The sequence below is a fragment of the Mesorhizobium ciceri biovar biserrulae genome (genome assembly GCF_001618845.1).
Taxonomy (GTDB): Bacteria; Pseudomonadota; Alphaproteobacteria; order Rhizobiales; family Rhizobiaceae; genus Mesorhizobium; species Mesorhizobium ciceri.
In genome coordinates this window covers 5,505,323-5,522,942 of sequence record NZ_CP015064.1, presented here as the reverse complement: position 1 = coordinate 5,522,942, position 17,620 = coordinate 5,505,323, and the positions used below count along the sequence as shown (strand labels likewise).

The following is a 17,620-nucleotide window of genomic DNA, read 5'->3' as shown; positions in this document are numbered from 1 at the left end:
GGTGCCGGCCGTATGGCGGCGGCATTGCTCGCGGCAGGTGCATCGGTTATCTGACCGGCCAGGCAAACAGCGCCACGCAATCCCCAAACGGAGTTCAGCACATGACACGCGAGACAATCCTCAAATTCGGCACCGTCGAACACGCGGACGCAGGCGATCTGGCTGGCTGGATCGTCGTCGAGGGCAGGCCGACCATGCAAACCGCCGTCCAGCACACGACCGAGGACGGCAAGGTGCTGTCGGGCACCTGGCGGGCGACGCCCGGCACCTATCACGCCACCTATACCGACTACGAGTTCGTGCACATGATCGCCGGCCGCATCATCATCACGCCGGACGGCGGCACGCCGGTCGAGGTCGGCCCCGGCGATGCCTTCGTCGTGGAAGCGGATTTCAAGGGAACCTGGAAGATCATCGAGCCGGTGACGAAGCATTTTGTCGTGCGGGTCGGCTGAAGCGGGGTGATCCGTCTGGCCGCGCCATCGCGGCGAGTGCTCAAGCGAAGCTTTTTCGTGCCACCGGGGGCCTTTTGGAGGCCATCCCACCCGACATCGCCTGGGTGTTGCCGATGGCTCGGAGGAGGTGCGCTGACCTGGGCGCGGTAAGCGTATTCGCTGATCTCTGCATTCGCCGGGGCCTCGGCCAGGCCACTCCTCGGACTCCGGTCATTGGGTCATGAAGGCGTCTGTGGCGTCATCCAGACGGTCGGCCTCGACATGAATGATACGGCACTCGCCAGCCAAGCGATCTCTCATCGGTGCTTACCGGCCAAGTATCCTTGATACACCGGATTGATCCCCTAGTTCTTTCGGGGGCGCGGCAATCGCGAGGTTGCCTCGGGGGCAGCGGCGGTTCGCGCCGTTCTGACTGCACGCCGCGGAAAGACGGTTGGACCGACGCATCCATGGAGGTCGTCGTGCGTCAATCGCGTGGATTCACCTGTGCGTATTTCGTCTTAGCTTGCTCGATCGCGGCAGTTTGCGCAGGAGCTGCAACGGGTGGTCAGCAAGGCGGAGGGCATGGCAACGGCGGCCATGGTTCTGGTGGCCATGGTGGCGGCGGAGGTCATGACGCCGGCGGCAACCAGGGCGGCTCGCACAAAGGGACTGGCGACGATCCCGGCGGCTCCAGTTCGTCGGCGGACGACGGCGAGACCAGCACAAGCGGCACTACGACAGCCCCGGGGACGGTAGGTTCGGCCACCGCTACTGCTGTTGCGTCCGCAAGGGGCGGACAGTCGCTCGACCTCCCGGCCGCTCTCCAGCCTCCCGGCGACAGCAAAACTCAATCAACAGTCAGCCGAACCGAGGCGCTGCCGGGCGTCCCGGATAAAGTCGTTCGGGCCTGCCATGATGCCATCGAGTCGGCCGCCGCTCCGTTGGGAGCGACCAGCGTGCGCGTCACCAGCGCGGGCTTCGTACATCAGTCGAGTCGGGCGACGATCTCGGCCCCCATCGAGGTCAGCATCGACTATGTGCGGCAAGGCAGCGTGGAAACGCGGCAGGCGGCGATCCAATGCGAATTGGACGCGACAGGCAGCGTGATCGGTCTGACATAGCGCACCGCGCAGAACACTCTCGCTGATGAAGCAGGGCGAATTCGAGAGGCCATTCATCTTTGGCCGAAATGGCAGCAGGCCTCGGGTGCGTTACGAAGGGGTGCGGGGCATCAAAAATGGCCTTCCACGGAAGCGACCGCGCAGTCGGAAATCACTGCGGTGTCACGTGTCTTGGCAAGAGCGAATAAGGAAGTGTGATCGAACGCACCCGGGTCATCCGCGAAGGGTTGCGAACCTTGCCAATCTTCTTGCTGACGGCCTTCACCTGGCTGGCTGCCGCGCGGCCAGAACGCGGCTTCAGGGGCGGTTCGATCTGCGCGCTGCGGCGCTCGGTCCTGAGCCTGTCGTTGTCCCCGCGCGCCGCAGCCAAGTCGCGGGCAAGAGAAACAGTGGCCTGGCGTTGCTCGTCCAGAGCCTCCTGAAGCTTAGCGACACGCACCAAAAGAGCTTGGGCGGCGGCTTCGCGCTCGATGCGTGCTCTGTCGAGATCCTCACGATTCATGACGGCTGTAGTACGTTCCCGTGCCAGAGCCTGTGCCGTCTCGGTTGCGGCCTGCTCGGCACGCTCTTTCGCTGAGACTGCCTTGGCTCGCTCCAGTTCAGCCGCCTGGCGCTCGACGCGAGCTTCTTTCAGCTCCTCAACAGCCGCTGCTGCTGCAGCGCGTTCTCGTGCGAGCGTTCGCTCCGTGTCAGCTGCGGTCCGCTCCACTTGTCGCCTCGCTGTGACCGCGTCGGTCTGTTCCCGCTCAGCCGCAGCCGTACGCTTCATGAGTGCGGCATTGGCCAGTTTCGCTTCGGCGAGATCGCCACGAAGCAGCTCCGTCTTCCGGCGCTCGTCGTCGAGTATGCCGCTCGCCTGCACCAGTGAAGCCTTGGCCGTGGCGCGATCCTTGGCGGCCTCGGTCTCAAGCTGTTCAATTTGGACGCGCGCTTGCGATAAATCGCGCGCCTGCCTTTGGGCTTGCTCCTGCTCGAGATGAGCAGCGGGCATCTCCTTAAGGACATAGCTGGCGCCCTCGCTCAGCATCGTGCCGGCCTCTCCCGCAATGCGCCGCAACGCGTCAAGGGTGCGGGCTGCCGCGAGTTCATTGCGCAACCGCTCCTCGCGCGCGTCATCGGCAGCTGCCATGCTTGCCCTCAGCGTGTGGATCTGCTTGCTCGCCTCGAGGAGCGCTCCCTGCAGAGCGGCGCTCCTGGCACGCTCGCCTTCCGCCGCCCGGTGCTCCTGGTCGGCCAATTGTCTTGCAGCGGCAGCCTGAGCACGATCCGTCCCGGCTTGCGCCTGGTTAGCCGTGAGATCCGGGCCAAGCAATTCGGCACTCGCCTGAAGTCCCAGCGGGCGCGAAAGGTCTCGATGGGCCTGATCTTGGGTTTGCGAGATGGCGGAAGCGCTTTCGACCCAGATTTGTCTCGTCATCGCATAGCCAATCGGCGCGGCCAGACAAATGGCGGCGAGACCCAAGCGCGATACAAGAACGATCGGCCTGCGAACGACAGGGTTTGAGGCAGGCGCCATGGCCGGGTCGGGATCTCTCAACTGAGCTGTGAAATTCAAACCGCGATCCGCAGCATAGGCCAACGGAGCAGTTTTTGGCGGTGAAGCCTTATGGCGCAATCGGTTCCATGCCGACCCGCAAATCCGCTTCCCACGTTCCGCGATCGCGCTGATGGATGCTGCAAGCCGGCCAGACTGCACTCTGTTCGGTGCAGGAGCACCGGTCTCGACCACTGACGAGCTCCCGCTGGGTTCGGATGTCGCGGCGAAATGTTCGATTCGCACTCCGAACCGAGAGTAGTTGGTATTTTGAGCCCGAACATCCAGGCCGACCGCATGCAAGGGGTTGGCAGCCTTGGAAGAAGCAGGCCCGGCGACAAGTCCGGCCGGGCTTTCCCATTCCCAAGAAGCCTCGTCGGCGAAACCGGATCTGCCTTCGTCAAACGCTGCAAGGCGGCGCCGTCGCACCGCGGCAAGGATACGCCGGAGCACAAGATAGACGCCCACCGATGCAAGCGTCACCACTGCGCTCAGAATGGCCAGATTTACGTCGTTTGCATACATTTCGGCAAGATAATTTGGCATTGCCGTGCCCGTGCGTTCTGGGTGTATTGCCAAGTTCATAAAGCGATGTCTGGTCATTCGCCTTGGTATTCGCCAAGGCCTTACCGCTCTCGGAGCGTCGCTTTCTTCGGGATCCTTCTGGTCCTTGCGAATTGTTGCGGATGGCGGGGCGCCGGTCGCGTGCCGATAGATCGCCGCAGTTGATATTCCGTAGCGGGCAATGGCCGACCAAGGACGCATGCAGGGCTCTGAAACGCCGGTTTGCGCCTCTGCATAGCAACCTCGCGAGAGTTCGCCGGTGCGGACAATTCGCCATTTCCGGGCTTAGGACTGTCCATCATGAACTTTAAGCTAGGTCACAGCGCACCACGGTCAACCATCAGCTCCTAATGATCCTGCAGGCAGCCTTCGGCCAGACGAAAGGGCCATTGTAGTGCCCGCTCTTCGTAGCGAAGCTGATCGTTCCTTGTTCGGTGATGCATTCCCGCCGAGATTAGAATTCGTCGTACTGTTTCGCGAAAAGTACGACGTCAATTTGCTAAGCTGATGCAAAGCATGGTGATCCCGACAGGAATCGAACCTGTGACCTACAGATTAGGAATCTGCCGCTCTATCCTACTGAGCTACGGGACCACGCGGCCAGACACATAGCCGCTTCGGATCGTTTCGCCAAGAGGCCGGCCGAAGGCAATTCGGCCGGCTTTGCGCTGCCGCTGTCAGGCGGCCAGCGCGGTTTCAGCCAGTTTCACCCAGTAGCTCATGCCGTGCGGGATGACCTCGTCATTGAAATCGTAGGCCGGGTTGTGGAGGCCGGCGGTGTCGCCATTGCCGATGAAGATGAAGGCGCCGGGGCGGGCTTCGAGCATGTAGGAGAAATCCTCGCCGCCCATCACCGGCTGGATGCCGCGGTGGACATGGGCGTCGCCGGCGACACTCATCGCGACGTCACCGGCAAACACCGTCTCTTCCGCGTGGTTGAAGGTCACGGGGTAATTCGCCTGGTAGTCGACCTCGATCCTGGCCCCGAACGCGGTCGCCAGCCCGTCGCAAATGCTGCGGATGCGCTCTTCGGACTTCTTGGCGATTTCTTTTCGCAAGGTGCGCACGGTGCCGGCGATTTCGGCGGTTTCGGGAATGATGTTGTAGGCATCGCCGGCGTGGAACTTGGTCACCGACACCACCACGGCCTCGACCGGATCGGTGCTGCGCGAGGCGATCGTCTGCAAGGCGCCGACCAGTTGGCTGGTGATGACGATCGGGTCGATCGTGCCGTGCGGCATCGCCGCGTGGCCGCCCTTGCCGTGCACGGTGATGGTGAATTCGGCGGTCGCCGCCATGATCGGGCCCGGGCGAATGGCGAACTGTCCGACAGGCAGGCCCGGCATGTTGTGCATGCCGAACACCCTGGAGATGTCGAAACGCTCCATCATGCCGTCCTTGACCATCTCGTTGCCGCCGCCGCCGCCCTCTTCGGCCGGCTGGAAGATCACCGCCACCGAACCGGTGAAGTTGCGCGTCTCGGCGAGGTATTTGGCCGCACCCAGCAGCATCGCCGTGTGGCCGTCATGGCCGCAGGCATGCATCTTGCCGGGGATGGTCGAGGCGTAGGGCTTTCCTGATATCTCGTTGAGCGGCAGCGCGTCCATGTCGGCGCGCAGGCCGATGGTGGGGCCTTCGCCCTGGCGGCCGCGGATGATGCCGACCACGCCGGTCTTGCCGAGCCCGGTGACCACATCGTCGCAGCCGAAAGCCTTCAGCTTCTCGGTGACGAAGGCGGCGGTCTTGAAGACGTCGAAGTTCAGTTCTGGCGTCTGGTGCAGATGCTGGCGCCAGCCGGCAACTTCGTCCTGCATTTCGGCGGCACGGTTCAGGATTGGCATGATGGTTCCATCTCGCTGTTGGGACGGCGGGTGTTGGCCGCTGCCTTGCAATTGTGATCGCCAGGCACTTTGCCATCTTGGCGTCACATAGAGTAAATAGCACCGCAACAATGGGGTCCGGGTTTTGAGGGTCGGACCATATGCTGGCGATCGCGTAATGAAATCTTACGGAGCCAGGGGCGACTACGGCAAGAGGCGATTTCGGATTTGATCATGCGGTACAGGCATTTCCTCAAACTATTCTCGGCTGGCACAATCGCGCTGTCGGTTGTGGCCGGGCCGGCGCTGGCCAATCCGGTGGTCGTGTTCGACCTCGGCAGCGGCAAGATCCTGCAGCATCAGGATGCGTTCAAGCGCTGGTATCCGGCATCGCTGAGCAAGCTGATGACCGCTTACGTCACCTTTCGGGCGATCGCGGCCGGCGAGGTACAGCTCGATTCGCCGATCAAGGTGACCAAACACTCCGCCGCCGAGCCGCCAAGCAAGATGGGCTTCAAGCCGGGCTCGGTGATGCGGCTCGACAATGCGCTGAAGATGATGCTGGTCAAATCGGCCAACGACATTGCCATGGCTGTCGGCGAAAATGTCGGCGGTTCGCAGGCGGCCTTTGCCGACCGGATGAACGCCGAGGCGACCCGGCTCGGCATGAACGGCACGCATTTCGTCAATCCGAACGGGCTCTATTCGCCGGATCAGTACACGACGGCGCGCGACCTCGCCGTGCTGGTGATGGCGATCCGCCGCGAATTTCCGCAATATGTGCCGTGGTTCTCGATCGAGGGCCTTGCCGTCGGCAAGAAGGCGATCCCCAACTACAATCTCTTGATCGGCCGCTATCCCGGCGCCGATGGCATGAAGACCGGCTTTGTCTGCCCCTCCGGCTTCAACATGATCGGTTCGGCGACGCGCAACGGGCGCACGCTGGTCGCGGTTGTGCTTGGCGAGAAGTCGGCGGTCACCCGCGCCGAGACGGCGGCAAAACTGCTCGATCAGGGGTTCGACACGCCTGTCGCCGGCTCGGCCACCGTCACCACGCTGGCGCCCTATGGCGACACGGTCTCACCCAACGACATGCAGGACGAGGTCTGCAAGAAGAAGACGCCGCAGGAGCAGTCCGAGGCGCCGCCGGCCGCCGCCAAGAACGTGCCGAAATCACCCTATCAGGAAAAGCTCGACCATGTGCCGACGCTGGTTGCCGTCGGCCTTGGCGGCGCCACCGGTCCGGCGCCGAAGGCCATCCTCGACCAGGGCGCGCAGGAATTTGCCGATGTGCCGATCCCGAGCTGGCGGCCCGACAGGCCGGCACCGGCCGGCACCGGCCCGAAGATTGCCGGCTCCGCCGCGCAGGGCGACCAGCCGGTCAAGGTTGCGAACTAGCCAATGGGCAGCGGCTTCCCGATCCCAGTCTCGGTGCTGACCGGCTTCCTCGGCGCCGGCAAGACGACGCTGCTCAACCGGCTGCTCAAGGATCCGGCGCTGGCCGACACCGCGGTGATCATCAACGAGTTCGGCGAGGTGGCGATCGACCATTTGCTGGTCGAGCAGTCTTCCGACGGCATCATCCAGCTGTCGGACGGCTGCCTGTGCTGCACGGTGCGCGGCGAACTGGTCGATACGCTGGCCGACCTGGTCGACCGGCTGCAGACCGGCCGCATCGCCCGGCTCGCCCGCGTCATCGTCGAAACCACCGGCCTTGCCGACCCGGCGCCGGTGCTGCAGTCGATCATGGCGCATCCGGCGCTGATCCAGGCCTTCCGGCTCGACGGCGTCATCACGCTGGTCGATGCCGTCAACGGCAACGCCACGCTCGATGCCCATGTCGAGGCGGTAAAGCAGGTTGCCGTCGCCGACCGCATCGTGCTCAGCAAAGCCGATCTGGCCACCGACCCCAATGAGCTGGAAATGCTGCGGGCGCGCCTGCGGCAGATCAATCCGGGCGCCGAACTGCTCGATGCCGGCGACACGGAGACAGGCGTGGCGGCGCTGTTTGATTGCGGCCTCTACAACCCGGCAACCAAATCCGCCGACGTGCGGCGCTGGCTTGGCGAGGAAGCGGCGCACGATCATCACCATCATGCTGGTCATGATCACGAGCATGGCCATGACCACGGCCATCGTCACGATCAGCGCGTGCGCTCCTATTCGCTGGTGCATGACGGCCCGGTGCCGTTTTCGGCGATCGAGATGTTCCTCGACCTGCTGCGTTCGACCCATGGCGAGCGCCTGCTGCGCATGAAGGGCGTCATCGAGCTCAGGGAAGACCCGTCGCGGCCGCTGGTGATCCATGGCGTGCAGAAGATCCTGCATCCGCCGGTGCAATTGCCGTCCTGGCCGGATGGCCAGCGTGGCACGCGGCTGGTGCTGATCACGCTCGACATGCCGGAAGATTATATCCGCAGGCTGTTCGCCGCCTTCACCGACCGGCCGTCGGTTGACACGCCCGACCGCGCGGCGCTGGAAAACAATCCGCTGGCGATCGCCGGGCGGTAGCCCCCAACGATTACGGCGCGCCGCGCTCGACCAGGAAGCGATGGCCGCCGGAGACCGCGGCCGTTTCAATCAACTGGTGGCCGCTCTCGGAGCAGAATGCCGGAATGTCGATGACGGCGAGCGGGTCTGTGGTCTCCAACCAGAGCCGACTGCCCGGTTGCATCCCCGCGAGGCGCTTCTTGGCCTTGAGCACGGGCAAGGGGCAGTTCAGCCCCTTGAGGTCATAAATAGCGGCGCGATCAGCCACGGGCGATATCAACCGCCGAACATGCCGAGCAGCTTGTTCTTCAGCTTCGTCACGCGGCTTTCGTCGGCACTCGCCGCTTGCGTTTCAGCCATTGGCGCCGCTTCCGAAGGGGCCGCGATGGTCGCGGTGGCGACTGGGGCCTCCTTGGCGGCCTTCTCGGCCTCCTTTTCGGCCAGAGCCTGGGCCTTGGCGGCTTCCTTGGCTTGCTTGGCCGCCTCAATGGCAGCCAGCCTCTGCTCCTCGGCCTTCTGCTTGGCAGCTTTTTCGGCGTCAAGAGCCGCCATCTTGCGGCCGGCGGGCGAATCGATGCGGCCCATGCGTGCCGTCTCGGTGACCGAGCCGTCATTGTTGAGCGACGGCGGATCGATCGGTACGCGTTCGCCGCGTGCGCGGCGCTTGGACCAGTCGGAGACGATGCTGGCTTCCTTGATACCGGCGATGGTCGGCTTGGGCGCCGGCACGCTGGCCTTGACCGCGCCGCTGAACGCCGCGTCATAGGTGCTCATGTAGGAATTGTAGGCGCTCTTCAGCGAATCAGGCTGCGTCGTCGCCGGGCAGGCGCCAGTCGGATCGAATGTCTGACCGTCGGCGGCTACCTGGTTGAAGACATAACGCTTCTCGCAGACATCGACCTTCGGCGGCACCTTGGTGATCTCGAAATTGTCGTAGCCGACCTTGAGCATCTTCCAGAAGTCGTAATTCGGGTCGTTGCGGTAGCGCGCCATGTTGGCGGCGGTCATGCGGAACGGAAACGCCTGGATCTGGAACTCGGTCTGGCCGCCCTGGAAGGCGTCGCGGCCGAAGGCATAGATCTGCTCGATCTGCGCATCGGTCATCGAATAGCAGCCCGACGACGAACAGGCGCCGTGCACCATCAAATTGGAGCCGGTGCGGCCATTGGCGCGGTCATAGGCGTTGGGATAGCCGATGTTGAAGGACAGATGGTAGTTCGAGCGCGGATTCATCTGCGCCGGGCGCACCGTGTAGAAGCCTTCCGGCGCCTGGCGGTCGCCTTCGGTGTATTTCGGCCCGAGCTTGCCCGACCATTTGCAGATGTCGTAGCTGGCGACCATGTCATAGCGGCCGTTGGTCTTGGCCTTCCAGATCTCGAGCTTGCCTTCTTCCTTGAAGATGCGGGCCATCACCGACGAGGTGCGGACCATGCCCTTGGCCCTCATGTCGGCGAGGATCTTGTCGGGCAGCGGCTTGTTGGCCTCCGGGGCAAAATCCTTCATCGACGAATTGTTGCAGCCGGCAACGCCGAGGGCAGCGATCAGGATTCCGGTGCGGGCAAGCTTGACAAACATGGCTACGGATATCGTCTTTTCTCTGGCGCCAGGACGTTTCCTGCCCCGGCTGCTACACTGCGCATCGACGGACCCTAAGCCCGTTAACCCTAATAAATTCCTTACCGCAAGTGCCGACGCATCCCCCTGCGGCAGTCTCATTGAGCCGAATGCAGCGGCATTTTTGTGGCAAAAATGCTCCGCTCCGCCACATTGTTGCGGCCAAGGGTGCCTGTGGTCAGAGACTGCGGCCCATGGCCAGGTATTTTTCGCGGCGCTGTTCGCGGAAATCGGTGTTGGCGCCGGCGAAGTCCTTCATCGTCCTGGCGATGAGGTCTCCGGTCGCGGCGATCACGGTTTCGGCGCCGCGATGCGCACCGCCGAGCGGCTCGGGGATGATGGCGTCGATGATCTTCAGTTCCAGAAGATCCTGCGCGGTGATCTTCATGTTGGTCGCCGCGTCCTTCGATCGTGTCGTGTCGCGCCACAGGATCGAGGCGGCACCTTCCGGCGAAATCACCGAATAGATGGCGTGTTCGAGCATGTAGACGCGGTTGGCGGTGGCGATGGCAATGGCGCCGCCCGAACCGCCTTCGCCGATGACCACCGAGATCGACGGTACTTTCAGGCCGAGACAGGTCGAGGTTGAACGGGCGATAGCCTCCGCCTGGCCGCGCTCCTCGGCGTTGACTCCGGGATAGGCGCCGGCCGTGTCGACCAGCGTCAGGAGCGGGATCTTGAAGCGGTCGGCCAGTTCCATCAGCCGTACCGCCTTGCGGTAGCCCTCCGGCCGAACCGAGCCGAAATTGTGCTTCAGGCGGCTGGCTGTGTCGGAACCTTTTTCCTGGCCGATGATGGCAATGGGTTCGCCGCGGAAACGGGCGAAACCGCCGACGATCGCCTGGTCCTCACCGAAATTGCGGTCGCCGGCCAGCGGCGTGAAATCGGTGAACAGGCCCTTGATGTAGTCGACGCAATGCGGCCTGTCGGGATGGCGCGCCACCTGCACCTTCTGCCAAGGCGTCAGCGCCTTGTAGGCATCGCGCAATGCGTCGCGGGAGCGCTTCTCGAGACGGCTGATCTCGTCGCCGACATCGACCGCCTCGCCATTCTCGGCAAGCTTCTTCAGCTCGAGGATCTTGCCCTCGAGGTCCTGCACCGGCTTTTCGAAATCGAGGTAATTATACATGCGTGAGCGGACCGATACGTCGGAAGGCAGTGGCTGACGGAACCCTTGAATCCAAGGCTCCGGGCGGTGAAATGTCGTCCTCACATAGCGATATGAGGCCTAGTCGGCAAGCGGATGATGATCGTTGACCAGCCGCACCAGCCGCTCTTCCAGCACATGGGTGTAAATCTGTGTCGTCGATATGTCGGCATGGCCAAGCAATTGCTGCACGGTCCGCAGATCGGCGCCGTTCTGCAGGAGATGGCTGGCGAAAGCATGGCGCAGCACGTGCGGCGAGATCTTCGCCGAGGCAATGCCGGCCCTTGCCGCCAGCCCTTTCAGGTCACGCGCGAAGACCTGGCGCGAGAGATAGCCGCTGTCGGAGGCGGCCGGAAACAGGAACGGACTGTCGGCCAAGGCTGGCACCTTGGCGCGGGCGGCAAGCCAGGTCTTCATCGCCGCGCGTGCCTTGGCGGAGAGCGGCACCATGCGCTCCTTGTCGCCCTTGCCGCGCACCATGAAGAAGCGGTCGTCGCGTTGCGCCACCGTCACCGGCAAGCCGACCAGCTCGGAAACGCGCAGGCCGGTGGCGTAAAGCACCTCGACCAGCGCATGCAGGCGCAGTGATGCCAGGCTGTCCCCATCGCCCGACGAGACATCGCCGGCTTCAATTGCTGCACGGTCGATCAGCCGGCCGGTGTCGGCCTCGCTCATCGTCTTGGGCAGCGGGCGGCCCTTTTTCGGGCTGTCCAGCGTGCCGGTCGGGTCATCGCCGCGCAGGCCTTCGGCGTAGAGGAATTTGAAGAACTGGCGGATCGCCGACAGTTTGCGCGCCTGCGACGTGGCGGCAAAGCCGCGGGCGGCAATGTCGTCGAGATAGGCGCGGATATCGGCGGCGGCGGCACCGGCCAGCCCGCCATCGATCGCGCCGGAAGCGTCCTCGAGGTCGCGGCGGTAGGAGGAAAGCGTGTTTTCGGCCGCGCCCCGCTCGGCGCTCATCATTTCCAGAAAGGCTTCGATGCGGGCCGCGCTGTTCATTCAGCTTTTCTTGGGATTGAGCTTTTCCGGAGGGATGCGCACGCTCATTTCCCCCTTCTTTGGCTCGACGAACATCACCAGTGCAAACATCGTACCATAGGCAATGCCAGCCAGAATCGCCGTTACCACGACAAAGCGAAACAGTGTCGGCATCAATTTTCGCCCGTCTTCTTGTTCTGCGTTTCCAAACCCTGTCCCCTTATGGGACGCCAATCCGGCCAATTCAAGGAAGAAGCTGGGCCTGTTAGCAACTTCTGATGCAGACCCTGCCGGTCCATATCGGGTTCAAGGCACTTGCCACGCTTGACGCAAACGGGCTTTTCATGTCGATACGCCGGCAAAGAGGGCCTTCGAAACATCCGATGAACGCGCTGCCAGCAAATCCTCCAGACGAGAACCACGCCGCGTTGCTCGGCAGGCTGGGCAGCCGTTCCGTCGTCTTCGTCGGACTGATGGGCGCCGGCAAGACGGCGATCGGCCGCAAGGTGGCGACGATGCTGGCGCTGCCCTTCATAGACAGCGACCAGGAGATCGAAAGCGTCTCGCGCATGACCGTTCCGGAACTGTTCGAGCGCTACGGCGAGACCGAATTCAGGGCGCTGGAGCAGCGCGTCATCCTGCGCGTGCTGGAAAACGGCCCGCAGGTGCTGTCGACCGGCGGCGGCGCCTTCATGAATGCGCAGACGCGCGAGGCGATTGCAGCGCAGGGCGTCTCGGTGTGGCTGAAGGCCGAACTCGACCTTCTGATGGATCGCGTCGCCAAGAAACAGAACCGGCCGCTCCTGAAAAGCGCCGACCCGCGCGCCGTGCTGGAGCGGCTGATGGGCGAGCGCTATCCGGTCTACGCGACATCGGACGTCACAGTGCCGACCCGCGACGACCGCAAGGAAGTCATCGCTACCGAGGTGGTGGACGCGCTGTGCCGGCATTTCGGCATTGATCAGGCGGCTGCGACGGGCGAGGTGGAACAGTGAGCATCGAGGCACCCGTTGTCGTCGAAGTAGGCCTTGGCGACCGGACCTACGAGATTCTGATCGGCTCGGGATTGTTGTCCCGCGCGGGTGCGGAGATTGCGCGCCGCCTGCCGGGCACACGCGCCGCGGTCGTCACCGACGCCAATGTCGCTGCAGCGCATCTCGGTGCGCTGAAGGCAGGCCTCGAAACGGGTGGCATCCAGACTGCGGTGATCACCCTGCCGCCTGGCGAGAAGACCAAGAGTTTTGCCCATCTCGAAGAGGTGGTCGACGGTGTGCTGGCTGCGAAACTGGAGCGCGGCGACATCGTCATCGCCTTCGGCGGCGGCGTTATCGGCGACCTTGCCGGCTTTGCCGCCGGCATCGTGCGGCGCGGCATGAATTTCGTGCAGATTCCGACCTCGCTGCTGGCGCAGGTCGATTCCTCGGTCGGCGGCAAGACCGGCATCAACAGCCCACGCGGCAAGAACCTTGTCGGCGTCTTCCATCAGCCGAAACTGGTGTTGGCCGACACAGGGGTGCTCGACACGCTGCCGATCCGGGAATTCCGCGCCGGCTATGCCGAGCTCGCCAAATACGGGCTCATCGACCGGCCGGAATTTTTCGCCTGGCTGGAAAAGAATTGGGTCCAGGTTTTTGCCGGCGGGCCGGAGAGGGCGCAGGCGATTGCCGAAGCCTGCCGCGCCAAGGCCGACGTGGTTGCGCGTGACGAGTTCGAGACCGGCGACCGCGCGCTGCTCAATCTCGGCCACACATTCGGCCACGCGCTGGAAGCCGCCACCCAATATGACGGAAGCCGCCTCGTCCATGGCGAAGGGGTCGCCATCGGCATGGCGCTGGCCTACCGGTTCTCGTCGCGGCTCAATCTGGCCAGCCCCGACGATGCCGCGCGCGTCGAGGCGCATCTGCGCGCCGTCGGCCTGCCCTGGCGAATAGCCGACATCCCGGGCGATCTGCCTGACGCCGAGGCGCTGCTTGCCTTTATCACCCAGGACAAGAAGGTGTCGCGCGGCGCGCTGACCTTCATCCTGACGCGCGGCGTCGGCCAGGCTTTCATTGCCAAGGATGTTCCGGCATCGGAAGTGCTGTCGTTTCTGAGGGAAAACCACCCAAAGGAAAGCGACCGGAGATGAACGAGCCCGGCTGGATCGTTGTCGCCGTCCTTGCCATCCTCATCGTGCTGCTCGTTGCCGTGCGCACGCGCCTGCTTGCCATGTTCGGGTACGAGCTTTCGCGCATCGAGCCGCAGCGTTCCAGCCAGGACGAATTGCGCGGCGCGGTCGACGATTTCCGCCGCGACGGCCAGGTGGTGCGCGAGGATCGCGACCGCGTCGGCGGCCTGTTCGATCTCGCCGAGCTCGAAGTCTCCGACATCATGGTCCACCGCACCAACATGCGCTCGGTCAATGCCGACAATGCGCCGGAAGCGGTGGTGCGCGAGATTTTGCAAAGCCCGCACACCCGCATGCCGCTGTGGAAAGGCTCGCTCGACAACATCGTCGGCGTGCTGCATGCAAAGGATCTGCTGCGCGCCTTGAACGAAGTCGGCAACGATTTCTCCAGGATCGACGTGATGAAGATCGCTTCGAAACCCTGGTTCGTGCCCGACACCACGACCTTGCAGGAACAGCTCAACGCCTTCCTTCGCCGCAAGGCGCATTTCGCCGTCGTCGTCGACGAATATGGCGAGGTCGAAGGGCTGGTGACGCTGGAGGACATTATCGAGGAGATCGTCGGCGAGATCGCCGACGAGCACGATGTCGACATACAGGGCGTCAAGCAGGAGGCCGACGGCTCCGTGGTCGTCGACGGTACGGTGCCGATCCGTGACCTCAACCGGGCTCTCGACTGGAACCTGCCGGATGAGGAGGCAACCACCATTGCCGGCCTCGTCATCCACGAGACGCAATCGATCCCCGAGGAGAAGCAGGCTTTTACGTTCCACGGCAAGCGCTTCATCGTCATGAAACGCGACAAGAACCGGATCGCAAGGCTGAGGATCAGGCCAGCCGGCGACGCCTGATGTGCGCCGGGAGACCGGGTGCCGTCATCCCGCGATCTGGCTCGTCGAGCGTTCGTGGATCGTCGCGCCGGTCTCGGCATCCATGGCCGCCAGGCTGACTTCATAACCCCAAAGCCTGCGGATGTGACGAAGCGTGGCGTCGCGGCTGGCATCCTCGAGAAGGATGCCGTCATTGACCTTGTGCTGCAGCCGCAAATGGCGGTCGCCGAGCAGATCGACATCCACCACCTGAATGTCCGGCCGGTTCGCGCCGAGATCATAACTGTTGGCGAGCGCGGCGCGTATCTTGGCGTAGCCGCGCTCATCGTGGATGGACGCGACCAGGCAATGCGGCTGGTCGGCAGCGTCGCCGAGCACAAAAAACCGCCATTTCCGGATCAAGGCCGGGCTGAGGTACTGGCGGATGAAGGATTCGTCGCGATGCTCGGCCCAGGCGTCCAGCAGGACCTCGCGCCAGTTGCCCTGGCCGGCCATGTCGGGGAACCAATCGCGGTCCTCGGCCGTGGGTTCGGTCGAGATGCGCTGAATGTCCTGCATCATGTCGAGGCCGAGAGCATAGGGGTTGATGCCTGAAAAACGCGGATCGTCGAAGGCCGGCTGGAAGACCACGTTGGAATGATTGCGCAGGATTTCGAGCATGGCGCCTTCGCTGATCTGGCCGCGGTCGAACAGCATGTTCATCAGCGTATAGTGCACGAAAGTGGCACAACCTTCGTTCATCACCTGTGTCTGCCGTTGCGGGTAAAAATATTGCGCGATAACACGAACGATCCTGATGATCTCGCGCTGCCAGGGCTCCAGGACTGGGCTGTTCTTTTCCAGGAAATAGAGCAGGTTTTCCTCGGGCAGATTGAGCGATTTCTTCCACTCTGGGTCCTGGCCCTTGTCGTTGGCCGCTTGCTGCGAGGCCGGCAGCGTACGCCACAAGTCGTTGTAGGAGCGCTCCTCGTATTCGAGACGCTCGCGAATTCCTTCGCGTTGCCGTTCCGACGACAACCTCGGCGGCCGGTGATAGCGAAACACGCCCTGATCCATCAGCGCGTGGGCGGAATCGAGAACAGCCTCGACGGCGGCGAGGCCGTGCCGCTCCTCGCAGCGGACTATGTAGCCCTTGGCGAAGTCCAGGTAGCTGAGGATCGCACCCGCATCCGTCCACTGTTTGAACAGCTGATTGTTCTTGAAGAAATGATTGTGCCCGAGCGCTGCGTGGGCCGTCACCAGGGCCTGCAGGGCCATGGTGTTTTCCTCCATCAGATAGACGATGCAGGGATTGGAATTGATGACCAGTTCATAGGCAAGCCCCCGCCCGCCCTTGCGATAGAGCAGATCCTGGTGGAGGAAATGTTTGCCGAAAGACCAGTGACGGTACATCAATGGCATGCCGATGGACGAATAGGCGTCGAGCATCTGCTGCGACGAGATGATCTCCATCTGAACGGGATAGGTGTCCAGATGAAGCTCTTCGACCGCAAGTGCCTCGATAGCGTCATAGGCCCGCGACAATGTTTTGAAATCCCAGTCGGACCCTGAAAAAAGCAGGCTGGATTTGCTCGCTTGTCTGGCCATCGGGAACCCTCATGCCCTCTTGAGGGCGGCCGGTTGCCTGCCGAAGAGCTGGCGAAAAACCGGATAGATATCGGCGGGTGTGGCGATGCGGCTCATCTGGAAGTTCGGCCATTTCTGGTCGATGGAGTTGTAGGCACGCCACAGCGATGTCCCGTTTTCTGTCGAGCCGAAAATATGAGCTTCACGCTCGTCGATGATCTCGACATACGCAAAATACTGGCACAGCCGCATGAGCTCGCCATTGAGCAGCGAAATGCATCGCTCCGAATCGCCGGCGAAATTGTCGCCGTCCGAGGCCTGGGCGGCATAGATGTTCCAGTCATGGGCCGGGTAGCGGCTGGTGATAATACGGTGCATTTCCTCCAGCGCGGTGGAAACGACGGTGCCGCCGCTTTGGGTGTTGTAGAAAAATGTTTCCTCGTCGACCTCCTGAGCCAGGTGCGTGTGGCGGATGAAGACAATCTCGATGCGGTCGTAGCGCCGTTTCAAGAACAGGTGCAGCAAGACGAAGAAGCGCTTGGCCAGATCCTTCTCGCGCTCGCCCATGGACCCGGACACGTCCATAAGACAGAACATGACGGCATTGGCGTTCGGCACCGGCCGGGAATCGAAGCGGTTGAAGCGGATGTCGACCGGATCGACATAGGCAATCCGGCGGCGGCGGCGTTCCAGCCGGTCGAGCTCTTCGCGCAATGCCGCAATACGCTGGCGCGCGTCGGCGCTGGATGGCGCCGACTCGAGCGAGGCGATCTCCTCGAGGATCGCATCCAGTTCGACCTGCTTGGGGCGCCTCAGCGCAATGCGGCGGCCGTGGCTGTTGCGCATCGTGCGGCCAACATTGATGTTGGTCGGCGAACCTGTGGCGGCGAAGCCAGCTCTGCGCGGCTTGAAGGCAAGGATCTCCTTGAGGTTGAGCTTGACCATGTCCGGGAGCTCGAGATCCTCGAAGAAAAGATCGAGCACTTCCTCGCGCGACAGCACGAAACGAAAGTCGTCTTCAGATGCCTTGTTTCCCGGCGACGATGCTCCCCCGCCGCCCCCGCCGGGTTTGGGGATCAGGTCTCCAGCGGAGAAATGCCTGTTGCCCGGCAAGATGTGCTGGCGCCTGCCGCTGTCGCGGGCGTTGTTGAAGCTCGGCTCGCTTGTGCCTCTTTCGGGCATGCGCACGGCATGCTCGGAATCCGCGTCGGCGATCCTGCCGGTGCGGATCTGATCGCGTATGCTGCGTTTCAATTCCTCGCGCGCGCGTCGCAGGAAGCGCTGGCGATTGCCGAGGCTTTTGTCTTTCGGGTTCAGGCGGCGGTCGATGAAGATCGGCATGGAACCATCCG

At 63.2% G+C, this 17,620-nt stretch carries 16 protein-coding genes and 1 tRNA gene; 7 read left to right on the top strand and 10 right to left on the bottom strand.

What is annotated here, in order from left to right; genetic code table 11:
* The first annotated feature begins 101 nt into the window (after nt 1-101).
* Entirely contained in the window at nt 102-455 is a 354-nt protein-coding gene (locus tag A4R29_RS26030) for a cupin domain-containing protein (RefSeq protein ID WP_024503728.1), read from the top strand.
* A gap of 449 nt (nt 456-904) precedes the next feature.
* Entirely contained in the window at nt 905-1,558 is a 654-nt protein-coding gene (locus tag A4R29_RS33395) for a hypothetical protein (protein WP_082827496.1), read from the top strand.
* A gap of 151 nt (nt 1,559-1,709) precedes the next feature.
* Here the strand turns inward: A4R29_RS33395 and A4R29_RS35150 are convergent, their stop codons facing one another.
* The 3 genes from A4R29_RS35150 to A4R29_RS26010 form a co-directional block, all read right to left on the bottom strand.
* Complete coding sequence (locus A4R29_RS35150) at nt 1,710-3,638, bottom strand: coiled-coil domain-containing protein (RefSeq protein ID WP_244506868.1); 1,929 nt, start codon at nt 3,636-3,638, stop codon at nt 1,710-1,712.
* 535 nt (nt 3,639-4,173) lie between these two features.
* Nucleotides 4,174-4,250, bottom strand: a tRNA-Arg gene (locus tag A4R29_RS26015).
* Between the two features lie 83 nt (nt 4,251-4,333).
* On the bottom strand, nt 4,334-5,497 hold the full coding sequence (locus tag A4R29_RS26010; protein ID WP_063173173.1) for a M20 aminoacylase family protein: 1,164 nt from the start codon (nt 5,495-5,497) through the stop codon (nt 4,334-4,336).
* 213 nt (nt 5,498-5,710) lie between these two features.
* Between A4R29_RS26010 and A4R29_RS26005 the strand changes: the two genes are divergently transcribed.
* Together A4R29_RS26005 and A4R29_RS26000 are read left to right on the top strand one after the other, a co-directional pair.
* Nucleotides 5,711-6,874 (top strand): D-alanyl-D-alanine carboxypeptidase family protein, encoded by a 1,164-nt coding sequence (locus A4R29_RS26005; RefSeq protein WP_013529350.1) that lies wholly within the window; start codon nt 5,711-5,713, stop codon nt 6,872-6,874.
* Nucleotides 6,875-6,877: 3 nt separating this feature from the next.
* Nucleotides 6,878-7,987 carry a CobW family GTP-binding protein gene (locus A4R29_RS26000; RefSeq protein WP_027162928.1) on the top strand — a complete coding sequence of 370 codons (1,110 nt, stop codon included), beginning with the start codon at nt 6,878-6,880 and terminating at the stop codon, nt 7,985-7,987.
* 10 nt (nt 7,988-7,997) lie between these two features.
* Here the strand turns inward: A4R29_RS26000 and A4R29_RS25995 are convergent, their stop codons facing one another.
* From A4R29_RS25995 to A4R29_RS25975, 5 genes are all read right to left on the bottom strand, one after another.
* Nucleotides 7,998-8,234 carry a sulfurtransferase TusA family protein gene (locus A4R29_RS25995; RefSeq protein ID WP_024503732.1) on the bottom strand — a complete coding sequence of 79 codons (237 nt, stop codon included), beginning with the start codon at nt 8,232-8,234 and terminating at the stop codon, nt 7,998-8,000.
* An 8-nt stretch (nt 8,235-8,242) separates the two neighbouring features.
* On the bottom strand, nt 8,243-9,541 hold the full coding sequence (locus A4R29_RS25990) for a L,D-transpeptidase family protein (protein ID WP_013529353.1): 1,299 nt from the start codon (nt 9,539-9,541) through the stop codon (nt 8,243-8,245).
* Nucleotides 9,542-9,758: 217 nt separating this feature from the next.
* Nucleotides 9,759-10,709, bottom strand: coding sequence for an acetyl-CoA carboxylase carboxyltransferase subunit alpha (locus A4R29_RS25985; protein WP_063173172.1), 951 nt, complete (start codon nt 10,707-10,709; stop codon nt 9,759-9,761).
* Between the two features lie 99 nt (nt 10,710-10,808).
* Complete coding sequence (locus A4R29_RS25980) at nt 10,809-11,726, bottom strand: site-specific tyrosine recombinase XerD (RefSeq protein ID WP_063173171.1); 918 nt, start codon at nt 11,724-11,726, stop codon at nt 10,809-10,811.
* The gene (locus A4R29_RS25975) at nt 11,727-11,879 is read right to left on the bottom strand and encodes a hypothetical protein (RefSeq protein ID WP_013529356.1); all 153 of its coding nucleotides are present in this window, start codon (nt 11,877-11,879) and stop codon (nt 11,727-11,729) included.
* A 209-nt stretch (nt 11,880-12,088) separates the two neighbouring features.
* On the opposite strand from A4R29_RS25975, the gene A4R29_RS25970 reads away from it, so the two are divergent.
* Genes A4R29_RS25970 through A4R29_RS25960 form a run of 3 tightly spaced genes read left to right on the top strand, consistent with a single transcriptional unit; the run spans nt 12,089 to nt 14,723 of the window.
* The gene (locus tag A4R29_RS25970) at nt 12,089-12,700 is read left to right on the top strand and encodes a shikimate kinase (protein ID WP_024503735.1); all 612 of its coding nucleotides are present in this window, start codon (nt 12,089-12,091) and stop codon (nt 12,698-12,700) included.
* Nucleotides 12,697-13,833: a 3-dehydroquinate synthase gene (gene aroB / locus A4R29_RS25965; RefSeq protein ID WP_063173170.1), complete on the top strand. Its 1,137-nt coding sequence runs from the start codon at nt 12,697-12,699 to the stop codon at nt 13,831-13,833. Before A4R29_RS25970 ends, aroB begins: the two co-directional genes overlap by 4 nt.
* Entirely contained in the window at nt 13,830-14,723 is an 894-nt protein-coding gene (locus tag A4R29_RS25960) for an HlyC/CorC family transporter (protein ID WP_013529359.1), read from the top strand. Before aroB ends, A4R29_RS25960 begins: the two co-directional genes overlap by 4 nt.
* Nucleotides 14,724-14,747: 24 nt before the next feature.
* Here the strand turns inward: A4R29_RS25960 and A4R29_RS25955 are convergent, their stop codons facing one another.
* A complete protein-coding gene (locus tag A4R29_RS25955; protein ID WP_024503737.1) occupies nt 14,748-16,289 on the bottom strand; it encodes a SpoVR family protein in 1,542 nt (513 codons plus the stop codon).
* A gap of 9 nt (nt 16,290-16,298) precedes the next feature.
* Nucleotides 16,299-17,609 (bottom strand): YeaH/YhbH family protein, encoded by a 1,311-nt coding sequence (locus A4R29_RS25950; RefSeq protein ID WP_063173169.1) that lies wholly within the window; start codon nt 17,607-17,609, stop codon nt 16,299-16,301.
* Nucleotides 17,610-17,620: the final 11 nt, after the last annotated feature.

What these genes read in the sequence shown, in the direction of transcription:
- A4R29_RS26030 (WP_024503728.1), top strand. Translation starts at nt 102, where the DNA reads ATGACACGCGAGACAATCCTCAAATTCGGCACCGTCGAACACGCGGAC.
- A4R29_RS33395 (WP_082827496.1), top strand. Translation starts at nt 905, where the DNA reads ATGGAGGTCGTCGTGCGTCAATCGCGTGGATTCACCTGTGCGTATTTC.
- A4R29_RS35150 (WP_244506868.1), bottom strand. Translation starts at nt 3,638, where the DNA reads ATGCCAAATTATCTTGCCGAAATGTATGCAAACGACGTAAATCTGGCC.
- A4R29_RS26010 (WP_063173173.1), bottom strand. Translation starts at nt 5,497, where the DNA reads ATGCCAATCCTGAACCGTGCCGCCGAAATGCAGGACGAAGTTGCCGGC.
- A4R29_RS26005 (WP_013529350.1), top strand. Translation starts at nt 5,711, where the DNA reads ATGCGGTACAGGCATTTCCTCAAACTATTCTCGGCTGGCACAATCGCG.
- A4R29_RS26000 (WP_027162928.1), top strand. Translation starts at nt 6,878, where the DNA reads ATGGGCAGCGGCTTCCCGATCCCAGTCTCGGTGCTGACCGGCTTCCTC.
- A4R29_RS25990 (WP_013529353.1), bottom strand. Translation starts at nt 9,541, where the DNA reads ATGTTTGTCAAGCTTGCCCGCACCGGAATCCTGATCGCTGCCCTCGGC.
- A4R29_RS25985 (WP_063173172.1), bottom strand. Translation starts at nt 10,709, where the DNA reads ATGTATAATTACCTCGATTTCGAAAAGCCGGTGCAGGACCTCGAGGGC.
- A4R29_RS25980 (WP_063173171.1), bottom strand. Translation starts at nt 11,726, where the DNA reads ATGAACAGCGCGGCCCGCATCGAAGCCTTTCTGGAAATGATGAGCGCC.
- A4R29_RS25975 (WP_013529356.1), bottom strand. Translation starts at nt 11,879, where the DNA reads ATGCCGACACTGTTTCGCTTTGTCGTGGTAACGGCGATTCTGGCTGGC.
- A4R29_RS25970 (WP_024503735.1), top strand. Translation starts at nt 12,089, where the DNA reads ATGAACGCGCTGCCAGCAAATCCTCCAGACGAGAACCACGCCGCGTTG.
- A4R29_RS25960 (WP_013529359.1), top strand. Translation starts at nt 13,830, where the DNA reads ATGAACGAGCCCGGCTGGATCGTTGTCGCCGTCCTTGCCATCCTCATC.
- A4R29_RS25955 (WP_024503737.1), bottom strand. Translation starts at nt 16,289, where the DNA reads ATGGCCAGACAAGCGAGCAAATCCAGCCTGCTTTTTTCAGGGTCCGAC.
- A4R29_RS25950 (WP_063173169.1), bottom strand. Translation starts at nt 17,609, where the DNA reads ATGCCGATCTTCATCGACCGCCGCCTGAACCCGAAAGACAAAAGCCTC.